We start from the raw sequence: 17028 nt of genomic DNA on the forward strand, positions 1-17028 counted from the left end.
GAAAATTATAGTTGTGATTTTTTATAGTATACTATAGTTAAGAAAATTTCATGACATATATTTGCAGCAAAAAATTTCATATTTTTATTTAATAAGTGGAACTTTTAGAAACTTTAGAATAGTATATATCAGGATATAAATTATTGTAATAATATCCTAAAGTTTTAAAAAGGAGATATTAAAATGGATAATTCTAGTTTTTGTCCTGAACCTACTTGTAGTGCTAGAGTTATAAGCGCAGATACACTATCAGGTGCTAATAATTATCCTTTACCAAGAGGAGCATACAAGGTTCCAAAGGTTCTTGCAGAATTTGTAGTTCAATTGGATTCAGAATCAAAAATCAGACTCAATGAGCCTGCTTATGAAATAAAAAGAATAGAAAAACAAATATTTTTAACTGAATGCAGATATATCGCTCCAACAGATAAAGTTTTTATTCAGGGATATATAAGAAAAAATATAGAATATGCTACAAAAGAATGCACAACTCGTTCTGGAATAAGTGGAGTTATTAAGGATACTACCGTTCATATTCCAATTAAAGCATACACTCAAGTAAATTTCACTAATTTACCAAGAGTTCTTCCAAATCTTCCTCCGGTAGTAGCTAGATATTTTGATGCAAAAAGAAAAGGAAAAAATATAAGAGAAGCAGACAGGGGAAATATTGAAATTTTTAATGAGCCTGTTTTTTGTGAACTCGAATGGTCTGCAATTTTTGATGCAGATATCGACGATAGGGGAATCCCAATTGATGGATTTAAGAATGAAGAAGAATTTCAAGAGTTTACTGATAAATCAGTGGTATATCTATGCTTAAAATTATTGCAAAAACAGCAAGTTTGGTCTTTAGATGATAAGACTGGCAAGTGTGGTGCTAGAAATAATATAAAAAAATCAATTAGAAATGATGATATGCCATTAAAATCTAATTGGAATTTTTCAATTAATGATTTTATTCAAAGAAAATAGTAATTATTTATAAAGGGACTGGTTATTTATAACCAGTCCCTTAAGTCAACAAAATATATTAAAATGCATATTATAAATGGAAAGCAAAATTGGAGCAAGAATATGCGAAAAAGTAAATTCAAAAACAAAAAATATTTAACTTCTTCAAATGTAGTAAAAAATCAACATAATAAATACTGTGTTAAAACAAAACAGGAGGATACTTCTGAAAATAAAAGCAAGGTTAGTAAAAATAGTGAACTTCATAAGGAGACATTAAAAGTTAATGTTAAAATGAAAACTGATGAAATAAAATCAAATATGTGCAATTCCAAGATGATTGTAGAATGTAATAGTAATATGGTAAAACCTTTTGTCAATAATGGACTTTTTCCTGTAAGATTACCTGTTATAATATCACAACCTTCTGTTAGAATTAATATTGAAAATACTGTAAGTTTTTCAAAACCAGTTGCTTATATAAAGTCTATTAGGAGAACAGTTTTCATTACTCAATGTAGTTTAATCACTAATGTGAGAAAGCTTTTCTTAAGTGGAATTGTAAAAAAAAGTATTGAGTATTCAGAATTAGTGGCAGATAATACTAATTTATCAAATGGACAAATTAGAAATATTGTAATAAAAGTTCCATTTCATTGTGTTACTAAAATTAAATATATTGTCAACCCATTGATGTGTGAAAAAAATTATAAAAATAAATCCACATTAGCTAATGCTCAAAATTGTGAGCAAATTTTTTATGAAAGTTATAATGAGCCGTCTAAAATATCATGTGATCTCATTCATGCTAGTTTTGAAGAAATAAACATAAAAGATATTCAAAGTACTTACAATAAATTTAACGGAAAAACGTTTTTTGAAATAATTAACCAAAAAATGGTTATGACATTAATTATAAGACTAACTCAAAATCAAAATGTTTATGTAGCAAGTCGTATTAATAATTAAGAAGTATATATTCTTTATATATGTTAAAACTATCCTATCAGATAACATAATAGGAGATAGGATGAGAGTTTACATTAATTATTTTCAGGAGAAATAAATGAGAAAAGAAAGGTTAAAGTTGAATTGAAAATTCATTATATAAAAATATTAATTGGTAATTATATGTAGTAAGGATAAACCTTGTATAGTCTATTCTATTTTTAAAATAAAAATAGAATAGGGTATACAAAGTTATTTTACTTGTTTTTTACTTTTACTATGTGATGCAGCTTCTTTTTCAATAATATCTAGAGATTCAGATAGACATTCTTCAATAACATCAGAAGTTATTAATATTGATTTTTTATCTTTTAGTTTATTCAAAGTTACCAACCCCTTTCGTTTTTACTATTATATACTCATAAAAAGAAAATGTCAATTGAAATTATAGTTAAAATTAAAAGATTTTTATAATATAAAATTAAAATTCAGAATTTAATAAATTTTCACTTTAATTGTACAAGCTACTACATCTTAAGGATAATTAGAATAAAAGCTATATTTTTATATTGAAAAATATAAATAAGTTTGCAAAAAAAGTGTTGTTTAAAATTTATTTATATGAATTTTTATGAAATTTCATATAATATTAAATGTTAATAAATTACTATGAGCAAATTGAACATATATGAAAAATTTTTTGGAAACACTATAAAAAATATGTTAATATAATTATAAGTAAGTCGATTATCTAAAGTGTAGAAAATAAAGGAATAACATTTAAATTAAGAAAGATGGTGGAATTATGAAAGATATTAAAGTAGTAGTTGTGGATGATTCACCTTTTTCAATTGCATTACTCAGGGATATGCTTACTGATAATGGATTTGATGTTGTTGGTGAAGCTACTTCCCTTCAGGAGACCATTGAAGTGGTAGGTAAATTAAGACCAAATATTGTAACTATGGATATGACTATACCAGGTACAGATGGCATTGAATGTACTAAAGCAATTCATTCCATAGATCCAAACATAAATGTTATAATAGTAAGTTCCATGATGGATGATGAAATAGTGAAAAAAGCTAAAAAAAATCATGCTTGTGGATATATTCAAAAACCTGTTGACCCTGAAGAACTTACTTTATTGATAAATAGAATAATGGCAGATGATGAATTATTTAAGGACCTTGATGAAGTTTATTACAAGGTTTATAAAGAATCCTTTATGGATGTTTTTAATAAATTAATGAAAACAGTACCAGAGTTTGGTAAAGAAAGTAACTCAGATGTAGAGTTAGTATCCAGGGGAATATCAGTTGTTATGGGAATTATAGGTAAGTATTCAGGAAGAATGTTACTAGATATGTCTTATGATACTGCAGAGAAACTTTCTGAATTTGCATTAAGGAGAAAGCCTAAAAATGCAGAGGAAATGTTAAACATTATGGGAGAAATTTGTAACATGGTGGCAGGAAATGCATCTTCTGTACTCAATAGAAAAAATAAATTATTAGGACTGCGTGTAGCACCTCCAAGTATATTTTATGGAAATTCCATAAATATATCTAAAGCGGAATTAGATACAACTACATCTTCTGTAGCTAATACTGAATTTGGTGAGATATATGTAAATGTAGGATTTCAAAGGAGGTCTGGAGAATGGATGTCAAATATATAAATCCATTTTTTGATGCGTTTTTAAATGTCATGCCTGAGCTTGGAATAAATGATATAAAAAGAGGCAAGATTAGTCTTAGGGGAAAAACTATAGAAAGTATGGGAGTTTTAATTATCATTGGAATTGTAGGCGATTTGAAAGGTAACATCATATATGAGACTACTATAGAGAATGCAAAAGCTATAGCCTCTAAGATGATGATGGGAGCTCCAGTCAAAGAATTAGATGAAATGGCTCAAAGTGCAATTGAAGAGCTTACAAATATGCTTACTGCCAATGCATCCACATCATTTTCAAATGAAGGCATTAGAATAGATATATCAACCCCTACATTGATGTATGGAAATTTTAAAGCTTCATCAAATGCAGATAAGACGATATGTGTGGAAATGATTATAGATGGACTTTCATTTCGAGTAAATGTTGCAATAGAGAAATGTAAATAAAGAATTGTTTATTATTTAGATATATTAAAAGTGGAGAATAAGTATATTCTCCACTTTTAATGATGTATTGACATATTATATTTAATATTTAAAAATATTTTAAATATTTTGGAATGTAATATAAAATGAGGTTTCATTGGACCAAAATATTTGAAGCCTGCTAAAATTATTACAACTCCTGAAAAAACTATTATCGAACTTAAAATTTTATCTATAAATTTTACATTTTTTACATTAAGCTTATTATTAAATTTACTCATGGTAAATACTAATAGAATCCACCACAACATGCTTCCTATAAATACTCCTAGTATTAAAAGTAATTTATGATCTGGTTCTTGTCCGATATGTGCCAAGCGCAGTCCTGTAAATACAGCTATAAAAGAAAAAATTGTTGCTGGGTTTGCTAGCGCAATAAAAAATGTTGATATAAAAGCTTTAAACATAGAACCGCTAGGTGAATAAGATTTCATATTTCCTGTTTTATCTATATCTTTGCCCGGACTTTTTTTAATAAAAGAATAGACACCAAAACAAATCAATATAATTCCACCTATTACATGAAAATATAATTTATGAATGAGAATGAATTTTTCTATTAATATAAAACCTAATGCTGCAATTGTTGCATAGATAGTGTCTGTAAGTGCTGAACCGAGGCCGGATATTAAACCACATTTACGCCCAAACGTGATAGTATTTTTAAGGCACATTGCACCAATTGGGCCTAAGGGCATACCTGTTATCAATCCTATAAGTATTCCTTTAAATAAACTTAGTAACATATAGTTTCTCACTTTCAATATAGTATTTAAAATTTAGTCTAATGAAAATATTTTATTCATACCTTATTATTTTATCCTTAAATAGATGCATATTCAACATAATATGTTTCATTTCTATAAATTTTATAGTATAAATTTATTGTACCGCAAAATACGATAAAAATTAGCATGAAATTTAAATAATATAGATAATAAATGACATAACAATGAAGTGATTCAAAATATGGTTGTTAAGTATAAATGAATCAATGTACGATAAGAACTTTCACGAATTAAAATACTTATAGATTTTTTTTACGAATAATGCTATTATTAACAATAATATTAGTAATAATATCAACAATAATGTATAGTATATACATTATCGCTAATGATTATGACTACAAATAAAGGAGAGTGACATTTATGGTGAGAAAAGTTTCATTACAGCGTAAATTGGTGGGAATATTGATACTTTTTGTTATAGTACCATTATTAGTAATATCATTTTTATCTTTTTACATGGAAACAAAACTTGTAAGTAACAAGGCCTATCAATTAACTAGTCAAATAGCAAGGGAAAAAGCTTCATTTATTGATTTGCATAACAATTCATTAAAACAGAATATACAGTCTTTATCAATTAATAATAATATAATAAGTGAAAACAAAGATGACGTAATGAATGCCCTTAGGAGCATAAATGAGAGTAATAAAGATATAATGCAGTGCTATGCAGCAGATGAAACAAAACAGATGTTAATATACCCTGAAAGTGTTAAGCTGCCGGAAGGATATGATCCAACTAGTAGACAGTGGTATAAAGACACTATGGCTGCAGATGGACAAGTATTTGTAACTAAGCCCTATAAAGATGCAGTTACAGGTAAAATTATTATAACTATAGCAAAGAAAGTAACTTTTAGTAGTGGAAAACAGGGTGCTGTGGCTGCAGATGTTGACTTATCTGCTCTGCAAAAGAAATTAACTACAACTAAGGTTGGTAAAACTGGATATGCAATACTTGCTTTAGATGATGGTACAATAATTGCAGATTCAAATAATAGCAGTATAATGCACAATATAAAAAATGAAGTTGGGAATGGACAAAAAATTATAGATGAGAAAAACGGTAATTTTAAGTATGGCTTAGGTAAAAAAGCTCAAGTAATTGGATTTAGCCAATCCAAAGCAACAGGATGGATAGTTGTGACCATTCTTCCACAAAGTGATTATGCACAGGATTTAAATAAGAGCGAATTTATAAGTATTGTAGTTCTTATAATTATGTTAGCAGCTGCAGTAATTTGTGGCATATTCATTGCAAAATACATTTGCAAACCTCTTTTTAAAATACAGGTATTTGCTAAAAGGTTATCTGTATGTGATTTTACTACTCCTATAAAAATAGACAGACATGATGAATTTGCAGATACAGCTAATTCATTAAATAAAGCTCAAGAAAATGTAAAGTCACTAGTTAAAGTAATAGTTGCAAATTTTAAAAATATTAATGCTTCAAGTCAGCAGCTTTCTGCAACGGTTCAGGAAATGACATCAAAATTTGAAAATATAAATAATTCAATAAATCGTATAGCAGATGGATCTCAGGAAACAACCGCTTCTGCGGAAGAAATTACTGCATCCATAGAAGAGATAGATTCCAGTACAGTACAGCTTGCAAATAAGACTGAAGATGAAAATAAAACTGCAAGTAAATCTCAACAAAATGCTCTCTCTGTTCAACAAAATGCTGAAAGTGCCATAAAGGAATGTAAAAATGTCTATAAGGATGAGGAGAAAAAGATATTAAAAGCTATAGATGATGGAAAAGTAGTTTTACAAATAAAAGAAATGGCGAATGTAATAGAGAGTGTTGCAGATCAAACTAACTTATTAGCATTAAATGCAGCTATTGAAGCGCAGAGGGCTGGTGAGCAGGGAAAAGGATTTGCTGTAGTTGCTGAAGAAGTGAGAAGCCTTGCAGAACAGTCTTCTGAAACAGTTTCTACAATTAAGAGTACGGTATTAAAGGTTCAGCAAGTTTTTGAGAATCTTTCAAAAACTAGTCATAATTTGCTGCAATTTATTGATAAAAGTGTAAATATGCAATTGGATAACTATTTGAGTACAGGACAACAATATTATGAAAACTCTAAGTTTACAGCTAATGCTGTAGAACAAGTAGCTTCTATGACTGAAGAAATAGCAGCTACGGTAAATGAGATTACAAAGGCTGTTGGCGGCATGTCTGAAGTTGTTCAGAAATCTTCGGAAAGTACCAATGAAATTCGGAATGATATAAATGACGCAGCAGAGAAAATGGCTCAAATTGCTAAAAGTATGGAAAGCCAGGCAGAATTAGCTGAGACCTTAAACAGTACAATTAAGAAATTTAAGATTTAAATTTTTAAAATGGCAGTAAGTAAAACAAGCTAATTTTAGGACTAGCCCTTCTAATAGCTCTACTTTTTTAAAGGGGAGATATTAGAGGGGCTATGTCTTTATTTTTTGTTAACAATAATGTAATAAAAAAGATATTGATAAAAAAAATCATTAGTAGTAAAATATTTTACACACAAAGATTCGCATACGAAAGATTTCGATACAAAATATTATGGAATACTTAATTAAAAATGTAAAAGAGGTGAGTAAATGGATGATAATAAAAGCATTGTAATAATGAGGGAAATGAAAACAATATTATATTCTTTTAAAAAGAAAATGAAAAGTAGTTTTAATAGTTTTAATCTTACTGCACCTCAAGGAATGCTTATTGAAATATTGCGTAGATATGGTGATATGAAAATAAGTGATTTGAGTAAAAGGATGGGATTATCAAATAGCACTGTGTCTGGAATTATAGATAGATTAGAAAAACAAGGACTAGTAAAAAGGACTAGAAGTGACGAGGATAGAAGAGTAATTTATGTAGATGTAACTGATAAGTTTAAAAATGTATTCCAGGGGAATTTTAAAAAAATTGAACAAGAATTTGAGAATATGATGAGTAAAGCTTCCCCGGAGGAAATTGATAGTATACTTAATGGACTTCATCTATTAAAAAATTTAGTTAATAAGAAGAAGTAATTTAAAATGAAATTATAGTATTCATATAAGGAGAATATTAAACAATATGATTAAATTAATAAAATATTTAAAACCTTTTGCAGGATTGATTATTGCAGCTGTAATGCTTTTGTTCGTACAGGCCATGTGTGATCTTGCGCTTCCAGATTACACATCTAATATTGTAAATAAAGGTATACAGCAAGGTGGTATTGTAAGTTCTGTACCTCAGGCAATAAGAGAAAGCCAAATGGAAAAAATAAAAATATTTATGAATAAGAGTGATTTAGAGGAAGTTTCTAAAAGTTATGTTCCTGTTGATAAATCAAATGCAGACTATACTAGGTATTTAAAGAAGTATCCAAATCTCAAAAATGAACCTATTTTTGTACTTAAGGATGTTGATAAAAATGAAATGAACAAATTAAGTTCTATAATGGGAAGATCCATAATAGATGCTTCAGGTGTTGAACAGATTAAGTCCAGTGCGAAAAATGGAGTGATTTCATTTAATGGCATGAAAATACCGGCTAGTGCAGATTTATTTGATATGATTTCTAAAATGCCAGATGAGCAGCGTTTAAAAATAATTGAAGATATAAACAAAAAAACATCTAGTTTGGATGATAATATGGTTGTCCAATTGACTGCCTCTAAAATTAAAGCAGAATACAAGGCACTTGGAATGAATACGGATAAAATCCAGAGTAAATATATAATAAATGTTGGAGTAACTATGCTTTTTATATCACTTCTTGGAGGTGTGTGTACCGTTGCAGTTGGATTTTTAGCAGCAAGAACTGCAGCAGGACTTGCCAGAAACTTACGTAAAAATGTATTTGAAAAAGTTGAACACTTTTCAAATGCGGAATTTGATAAATTTTCAACGGCATCTCTTATAACAAGGAGTACAAATGATATTACGCAAATACAAATGCTCATGGTTATTATGATAAGAATGGTATTTTATGCACCAATCATGGGAATTGGTGGTGTAATAAGGGCTATGGGAAAAAGTAAATCCATGTCCTGGATTATTGCACTTGCAGTTATAGTGCTTTTAGGACTGATACTTGTAGTATTTGCAGTAGCTTTTCCAAAGTTTAAAATTATACAAAAGCTTATAGATAAACTAAACCTTGTAACTCGTGAAAATCTTTCTGGAATGATGGTAATAAGGGCTTTTAATACACAAAAGTTTGAAGAAGAGCGTTTTGACAAGGCAAATAAAGATGTGACAAAGACAAATTTGTTTGTAAATCGTGTGATGGTGTCCATGATGCCTGTAATGATGTTTGTAATGAATGGAATTACACTGCTTATAATATGGGTTGGCGCTCATGAAGTTGCAAATTCAAATATGCAGGTAGGAGATATGATGGCATTTATGCAGTATGCAATGCAGATAATTATGGCATTTTTAATGCTTGCTATGATGTTTATTTTAATACCAAGAGCATCTGTTTCTGCAGGCCGTATTGAAGAAGTTTTAGAAACAGATATTTCAATTGTAGATCCAGAAGATAGGGCACATTTTGAAGACAATATACAGGGAATTGTTGAATTTAACAATGTATCTTTCAGATATCCTGGAGCAGGTGAAGATGTCTTAAAAAATGTAAGTTTTAAAGCTCTTTCTGGAAAAACAACGGCATTTATAGGCTCTACAGGTTCTGGAAAGACAACCCTTGTAAATTTGATTATGCGTTTTTATGATGTAACAGCAGGTGAAGTGCTTGTAGATGGAGTGAATGTAAAGAAAATAACTCAGCATGAACTTCGGGATAAAATTGGATATGTACCACAGAAAGGATACTTATTTAGCGGCACAATTGAATCCAACCTTAAATATGGAGATAAAAATGTAGGTTATGATGGTATAAATCATGCTGTAGAAGTTTCTCAGTCAGAAGGATTTATAAATGAAAAAACTAAGGGAATTAAAAGTGAAATTTCCGAGGGAGGCTCAAATGTATCTGGAGGTCAGAAACAGAGACTTTCTATTGCCCGTGCTCTTGTGAAGAAACCTGAAATTTATGTATTTGATGATAGTTTTTCTGCTCTCGATTTTAAAACGGATGCTGCCCTTAGAAAGGCACTTAGAAAAGAGACTACTTCAAGTACATTCCTTATTGTGGCACAGCGTATTTCTACAATTATGGATGCAGATCAAATAATAGTTCTTGATGATGGTAATGTAGTAGGAATAGGTACTCATGAGGAGCTTATGAAAAATTGTGAAACTTATAGGGAAATTGCTCTTTCACAGCTTTCAAAGGAGGAATTGGCATGAGTGATAAATATAAGATAAAAAGACAAAAGTCACATCAGCATGGACCTGGTGGTATGATACAGGGCGGCGAAAAGGCAAATGACTTTAAAGGTACTATGAAAAAGCTCATGTCATATATGAATGAATATAAATTAGCTGTTATCATAGTATTTATATTTGCAGCTGCAAGTGCTGTGTTTTCCATAGTGGGACCTAAGATATTGGGTAAGGCTACAACTAAGCTCTTTGAGGGAATTATGGGTAAAATTTCAGGCTCAGGCTCTGGAATAGATTTTGATTATATAGCTAGGATATTAATAATACTTGCAGGACTATATGCGTTAAGTACACTTTTTAGTTATATTCAGGGATGGCTTATGTCTGGTGTTTCCATGAAAGTAAGCTACAAGATGCGAAAGGAAATTTCAAAGAAAATAAACAGATTACCTCTTAAATATTTTGATGGAACAAATCAAGGGGAAGTACTATCTCGTGTTACCAATGATGTGGATACGGTGAGTCAGACTTTAAATCAGAGCTTGACTCAGATAATTACTTCCATTACTACTGTAGTAGGGGTACTTGTGATGATGCTGAGCATAAGCTTTACTATGACTTTAGTAGCACTTTGCATAATTCCACTATCTATGGTAATTATGATGTTCATAATCAAACAATCCCAGAAATATTTTAAAGAGCAGCAGGATTATTTGGGACACGTAAATGGGCACGTAGAGGAAATGTATGGTGGTCATATAGTTATGAGAGCTTTTAATGGTGAAGAAGATAGCATTGAAAAGTTTGATGGACTAAATAATACACTGTATAAATCTGCGTGGAAATCACAGTTTTTGTCAGGCATGATAATGCCAATTATGAACTTTGTCAGCAATCTTGGTTATGTAGGTGTGTGTGTGCTTGGAGGGTGGCTTGCCATAAAAAAGACTATTGAAGTTGGAGATATTCAAGCTTTCATACAGTACGTAAGGTTTTTTACCCAGCCAATTACTCAAATAGCAAATATATCAAATATACTTCAACAAACTGCTGCTTCAGCAGAGCGTGTATTTGAATTCTTAGAAGAGGAAGAAGCAGTACCTGAGACTTGCAATCCTGTAAAACTTGAAAAGGTTGAAGGGTATGTAGAATTTAGAAATGTTCATTTTGGATATAATTCTGACAAAGTTGTTATAAATGATTTTTCAGCTAAGGTAAAACCAGGTGAAAAAGTTGCGATTGTAGGACCAACAGGTGCAGGAAAAACTACTATGGTAAAACTTTTAATGCGATTTTATGATATAAATAGCGGGTCTATTTTAGTAGACGGACATGACATAAGAGATTTTAGGCGAAATGATCTGAGATCTATATTCGGTATGGTGCTCCAGGATACATGGCTTTATAATGGAAGTATAATAGAGAATATAAGGTATGGGAGGCTTAATGCTTCCGATGAAGAGGTTAAAATTGCAGCGAAGGCAGCTCATGTGGATAGTTTTGTGCGCACTCTACCAGATGGATACAATATGATTTTAAATGAAGAAGCCTCTAATGTATCCCAAGGTCAAAAGCAGCTTTTAACAATTGCAAGGGCTATACTTGCAGATCCTAAAGTTCTTATTCTTGATGAAGCAACCAGTTCTGTAGATACCCGTACAGAAGTTAGGATAAAAAAGGCAATGGATAATCTTATGAAAGATCGTACTAGTTTTATTATTGCACACAGATTGTCTACAGTGCGCGATGCAGATTTAATTCTTGTAATGAATAATGGTGATATTGTAGAACAGGGAAATCATGAAGAACTTTTGAAAAATAAAGGATTTTACTATAATCTTTATAATAGCCAATTTGAAGATTCTCTGGCTGCTGAATAAATTGCAATTTGTTACAAAAAAATAACTAAGTGATAGCATGTCAATAATATCTTGAAAAAGAATATTTTTGATGTGCTATTTTTTTAATTATTTAAGGTAGACGTATTTGATGCAAATCTATAAAAATTATTTAACATAAATTTTATAGTATCAAAATATAATTTAGTGTGATGTATATTAAGTTCAAAATTATTACTTGTAAGATTTAAAAATATAAATTAGTAACAAGTTATAAAATGTAAAATTTCTGAAGGAGGATAATTAAATAGTGGATAGTAAGGATAACTTAGTAAAAGATCAATTAAAGGATGATGAACAAATAAATAGTGCAGCTAATAAGATAGATGGCGAACATACACAACCAATTAGTAGTCCAAAACTTAAACTTGTATTTTTTGTAAAACAAGGAATGGATAGTTTTTTAGATGATATTATAAATGGATTATCTAATGAGTATATAAATAGAAAAATTGTAGTTAGTGATTTCAAACAAATTGATGAAGGTATGCAGTGGGCTGATATATGTTGGTTTGAATGGTGTGACGAACTTATAGGGTATGGAAGCAAATTAGCGATTGCTAGAGAGAAGAAAGTAATATGTAGGCTGCATAGATATGAAGTCTTTACCAATTATCCTAAACAAGTTAACTGGGATAATGTAGATAAACTTATAATTGTAACAAAACATTTAAAAATATTTTTAAAAGCTCAAATTCCAGATATAAATTCAAAAGTTGATATTGTAATTGTAAACAATGGAGTGAATTTAAGCAAATATAAATTTAAAGAAAGAAAAAAAGGTTTTAATATTGCTTATATAGGATATATCCACTCTAGAAAAAATCCTGTTTTAGTACTTCAAATAATGAAAGCACTTACTCAAAAAGATAAAAGATATAAATTATATGTTGCTGGCCAGTTTCAGGATGGTTTAATTAAGTTATATTGGTTTGACCAGATAAAGAAAATGAAGCTTGAAGAAAGTGTAATTTTTCAGGGATGGCAAAACAATGTAGAGAGTTGGTTAGAAGATAAGAATTATGTTTTATCAACAAGTATACATGAAAGCTTTGGATATGGTATTGCAGAAGCTATGGCAAGTGGGATAAAACCTATAATTCATAATTTTGTATTTGCAGATGAAATATGGGATAAAAAATTTTTGTTTTGCTCTATAGATGAAGCAATAAAAATGATAACAGAAGAAAAATATGATTCTAGAGAATATAGAAATTTTATTCAAGATAATTACAGAAATGAATTACAAATAGATAAGATAAAACAAATAATTAAGAATATAGAAATTAGCAGTAAAATAGGACAACAAAAGTTTGATTATAAACAATATTGGAATGATAGATTGGATAATAAATTTGATATAGAGGGTGTTGGTTATATAGGATTAGGAAGAGAATATAATGAATATCTATATAAAGCAAGGCTTTATACGTTAGATAAAATAATTAAAAAATTATTTAAAAAATCTAAACTAACAACAGTATTTGAAATAGGTCCAGGTATAGGAGTATTTACAAATTATTTTAAACAAAATGGAATAAGTAATTATTATGCTATTGATATATCAAAAAAATCAGTGGAAGTATTATCATCAAAATATAATAATTTTAATTTTATACAAGGTGACATAAGTGAAGGTAAAAATTATCCTAAAAATAGTAAATATGATTTAGTTTTCAGTGCAGATGTACTTTTACATTTAACTGATGAAAATAAATTTAAACTTGCATTGAAAAATATGAAAAATGTATTAAATGATAATGGCTATATGATTATTTATGATGCTATAAGTAAAAATGAAGTAAAAAGTACGTCACCACACGTAAGGATTAGGAGTGTTGAATATATTAGAAAAGTACTTAGTGAAAATGGTATGGAAATAGAAACATGTATTCCTATGTATTTTTTTGCTAGTAGCCCATTCGATATTAATAGATCACAAACTGAATCATTGGAAGCCATTAATATTTTTAATTTAATACAAGTATTTCTTAATCAAAATTATTGTAATATAAAAGGAGAAAATAAGAAAATTGTATTAGAATATTTGTATTATGTTGATAAATTATGTTTATCCAATTATAAATATGGATTGTCTGAAAAGTTGCTGATTATAAAAAAGAAGCAAAATAGGATTAATGTTAATATTGACATTGACGATATATGGGAAAAAAGTAATATAAGTGATAATATTAAGTCTGCTTTGCAAAATATTGAAAATAATAAGGAGTTTTATAATAACAATGAATTGATACGTATACAACAAAATGTTAATAATTTAATTTTATCTAAATATACTATAAAAGAAGTCTATGAAAAAATTAATTTGTTCAGTGGCTATGATACAGATTTTGTTGATAAGTATGATTTTGATAATTCCAAAGCTATTATTGGTAAAAAAGAAAAAATTAATAGCAGATATGCTTTAATAGAATTTATTTTAGCTAATAATGAAGCACAATTAATAGTTACAGGAGTTATTTATGATAATGAAGGAAAAGAAATAATCCTGCCTAACTATTTAAATTTTTCAAGTAATAGAAATAAACTGATTGAAATAATTAATAGGGTGATTAATAGCGATATGGAATACAACAATAGAGGTATAGCAGGTTTTATTAATGATAAGAAAATAGTTGATGATATAAAAGAAAACCAATTAGCATATAATTGGGAAAGAGGAATACCAGCTACTCAATTTATGCCATTAGTCGGCTATATAAATGTTATTGAAAGGTACAAATTAGCATTTAATTTTATAAAAAAATCGTATATTGTTTTGGAAGCTGCTAGTGGATTTGGATATGGTGCAGCATATATTTCAAAGGAATGTAAACAAGTAGAAGCATTAGACCTAGCTAAAGAGAATATTTTATTTGGTAAAAAAACGTATAGTTTTGAAAATATTAATTGGGTTGTAGGAGATGTAACAAAATTACCTTATGCTAATAATTATTTCGATGTATATATTTCATTTGAGACATTAGAACATTTGCCATTAAACTTAGTAGAAAGATATTTTTCTGAGGCTGTTAGGGTCTTAAAAAATAAGGGTAAAATGATTATATCTACTCCAAATAAAGCTGTGAGAGAAAATGTTAGAAATCCATTCCATGTTAAGGAATATAATTTTTTAGAATTTGATGAGTTATTATATAAATATTTTTCTAACGTACAATATTACTCTATAGTAAACAATAGATTAACTAAAGGGATGAATTTATCTGCATACAATATGATGGCTGTATGCGAAAAATAATACAACTTCACAATAAATAAACGACCGTTTATTAAAATGGTCGTTTATTTATTGTGTTTTTCTCTTTTAGAGAATATATTCTGGATAGGTGTATGGACTGAAATTGATGACCTATAAAGTTCTAATTTTTTATAACACATTAAATAATTGCAGCATAGTATGTGTAGTGGGAAATGAAAATCCCCAAAACCTTTAAAAGGAGATGTTTAAATTGGCACTTTCAGCAAGTTTTGATACACCTCAATCTGGTAGTGTTAGGTCTATAAATGTAACAGGAACTATTCCTGCAGAGTCTCAGGCATATGCTTATGTTACGGTGCAGGTTACTAACACTAGCGGTACTGTTAACAGAGCCAATAGCGCATATTCTAGCGTATATGTTTTTAATAATACAAGCTCTGTAGAAAGAGTATCAGCTTCAGCCAACGTTAGTATAGCTATTGTACCAAAGATTCGTACTACAGATTCAATTAGAGAAGATCAAGTAACTATTGACTGGGTTGTAAGATAATGTCTTTGATTTGAGCAGAATTAATTGAACTATCTTAAAGCTATAAGTTCAATTAATCATTGCTAAAATTTAAAGTTTTGTGGAGCCATTTTATTTTGGCTCCATTTAATAATAAAAAAGGAGGAAAATAAATTGTCCAATATAATAATTCCTGCCAGTAAAAGCCTTACTGTAACCAATAAATCACCAAAGGAAAATATAAATTCTAACCATATAAAGGTAGGTTATCATCAGAAATTTAAATATATTAGCTATCTGTTTTTTGATATTTCCAGTATTCCTCCCAATGCCAAAATTTTGAGTGCAAAACTTGTATTATTTAAAACAAATAATTTTTATAAAGATAATAAAGAACTAGTTATTTATCAGTTAGATGATTATTTTAGCAGTTATACAACCTATAATAATCGTCCTAAAGTTAACAAGGATATTAAAGAAAACTTTAGCCCATTTACTTCAAAAATTTCTGTAACAGTAGATGTTACAAAATTTGTCTTGTTGTGGATTAAATCAAAATCTATTTGTACAGGATTAATGCTGGCTGGAGATTCAAATTGTAGTCTTTCATCATTTGGTTCTTCAATAAGCAGCGATAGTTATATTATTCCTTTTATTGATATTAAATATAAGGTGTATTGCATAAGCTGTTGTGATGGAGAAGCTACCATAAGAGAAGTCAATGTTACGGGAACGGTTGCGCCTGAATCAAAATATATGTCAATCTTAAATGTTGAAGTAAAAAGGCATAAAAGCAATAAGGTGGGAAATTATTATATTGCTGATGAGTATGATAACTCATCGGGAGTTACTCCCCTTAAGATAGATAAAAATTACAAAGTTGTTATTATTCCAAAAGAAAGAAAAGGTGATACTGAAAAGGTGAATCTTTATGGTTCATATAAGGAAGACAAAAAGACATAAAACCAAAGAATATGAGCATATTAAATTAACTTATATGTTGTCAATTTAATTACTATAATTAACAAATGAATAATTTATGATTAGTATTATTTTATACAAACAACAACAATTTGTTTTATTACCTGTATCCTTTTCAAAATATAAGATTATTGTAAAATTCAAATAATTTCCTGCCAATAAATGCTTATATTCATTAAATTTCCTTTTACATACCTATATTAAAATCAATACATTGTATATTTTATATATAACTCTTAAATACGTTAATTAATAACGCAAAATATAGTACAATATTGTACATCAGGAGG

13 protein-coding genes are annotated in these 17028 nt (G+C 28.9%); 11 read left to right on the plus strand and 2 right to left on the minus strand.

The window, feature by feature from the left end:
- Positions 1-183: 183 nt before the first annotated feature.
- Both B5S50_RS20420 and B5S50_RS20425 read left to right on the plus strand, forming a co-directional pair.
- Positions 184-975: a CsxC family protein gene (locus tag B5S50_RS20420; protein WP_127721064.1), complete on the plus strand. Its 792-nt coding sequence runs from the start codon at positions 184-186 to the stop codon at positions 973-975.
- A 102-nt stretch (positions 976-1077) separates the two neighbouring features.
- Positions 1078-1923: a hypothetical protein gene (locus tag B5S50_RS20425; protein WP_127721065.1), complete on the plus strand. Its 846-nt coding sequence runs from the start codon at positions 1078-1080 to the stop codon at positions 1921-1923.
- Positions 1924-2154: 231 nt separating this feature from the next.
- On the opposite strand, the gene B5S50_RS21885 is transcribed toward B5S50_RS20425, so the two are convergent.
- A complete protein-coding gene (locus tag B5S50_RS21885; protein ID WP_279230811.1) occupies positions 2155-2286 on the minus strand; it encodes a hypothetical protein in 132 nt (43 codons plus the stop codon).
- 421 nt (positions 2287-2707) lie between these two features.
- Between B5S50_RS21885 and B5S50_RS20430 the strand changes: the two genes are divergently transcribed.
- Positions 2708-3583, plus strand: a complete 876-nt coding sequence (locus B5S50_RS20430; RefSeq protein ID WP_217302710.1) for a response regulator — start codon at positions 2708-2710, stop codon at positions 3581-3583.
- Positions 3565-4029, plus strand: a complete 465-nt coding sequence (locus tag B5S50_RS20435; protein ID WP_013238540.1) for a chemotaxis protein CheX — start codon at positions 3565-3567, stop codon at positions 4027-4029. Before B5S50_RS20430 ends, B5S50_RS20435 begins: the two co-directional genes overlap by 19 nt.
- Before the next feature lie 56 nt (positions 4030-4085).
- Here B5S50_RS20435 and B5S50_RS20440 read toward each other — a convergent pair whose 3' ends face one another.
- A complete protein-coding gene (locus B5S50_RS20440; RefSeq protein WP_127721067.1) occupies positions 4086-4814 on the minus strand; it encodes a LysE family translocator in 729 nt (242 codons plus the stop codon).
- A gap of 405 nt (positions 4815-5219) precedes the next feature.
- On the opposite strand from B5S50_RS20440, the gene B5S50_RS20445 reads away from it, so the two are divergent.
- From B5S50_RS20445 to B5S50_RS20475, 7 genes are all read left to right on the plus strand, one after another.
- Entirely contained in the window at positions 5220-7199 is a 1980-nt protein-coding gene (locus tag B5S50_RS20445; RefSeq protein ID WP_217302711.1) for a methyl-accepting chemotaxis protein, read from the plus strand.
- Positions 7200-7448: 249 nt separating this feature from the next.
- Positions 7449-7883 carry a MarR family winged helix-turn-helix transcriptional regulator gene (locus tag B5S50_RS20450; RefSeq protein WP_127721069.1) on the plus strand — a complete coding sequence of 145 codons (435 nt, stop codon included), beginning with the start codon at positions 7449-7451 and terminating at the stop codon, positions 7881-7883.
- Positions 7884-7929: 46 nt separating this feature from the next.
- Positions 7930-10155, plus strand: coding sequence for an ABC transporter ATP-binding protein (locus B5S50_RS20455; protein ID WP_217302712.1), 2226 nt, complete (start codon positions 7930-7932; stop codon positions 10153-10155).
- Positions 10152-12011 carry an ABC transporter ATP-binding protein gene (locus B5S50_RS20460; protein ID WP_127721071.1) on the plus strand — a complete coding sequence of 620 codons (1860 nt, stop codon included), beginning with the start codon at positions 10152-10154 and terminating at the stop codon, positions 12009-12011. The genes B5S50_RS20455 and B5S50_RS20460 overlap by 4 nt, the downstream gene beginning before the upstream one ends.
- 268 nt (positions 12012-12279) lie before the next feature.
- Positions 12280-15288, plus strand: coding sequence for a methyltransferase domain-containing protein (locus B5S50_RS20465; RefSeq protein WP_217302713.1), 3009 nt, complete (start codon positions 12280-12282; stop codon positions 15286-15288).
- Between the two features lie 211 nt (positions 15289-15499).
- Complete coding sequence (locus tag B5S50_RS20470) at positions 15500-15799, plus strand: hypothetical protein (RefSeq protein WP_127721073.1); 300 nt, start codon at positions 15500-15502, stop codon at positions 15797-15799.
- Between the two features lie 132 nt (positions 15800-15931).
- Entirely contained in the window at positions 15932-16720 is a 789-nt protein-coding gene (locus B5S50_RS20475) for a DNRLRE domain-containing protein (protein WP_127721074.1), read from the plus strand.
- Positions 16721-17028 lie beyond the last annotated feature (308 nt).

Origin of the sequence: Clostridium sp. 001 (assembly GCF_019056555.1) — a bacterium.
Lineage (GTDB): Bacteria > Bacillota > Clostridia > Clostridiales > Clostridiaceae > Clostridium_B > Clostridium_B ragsdalei.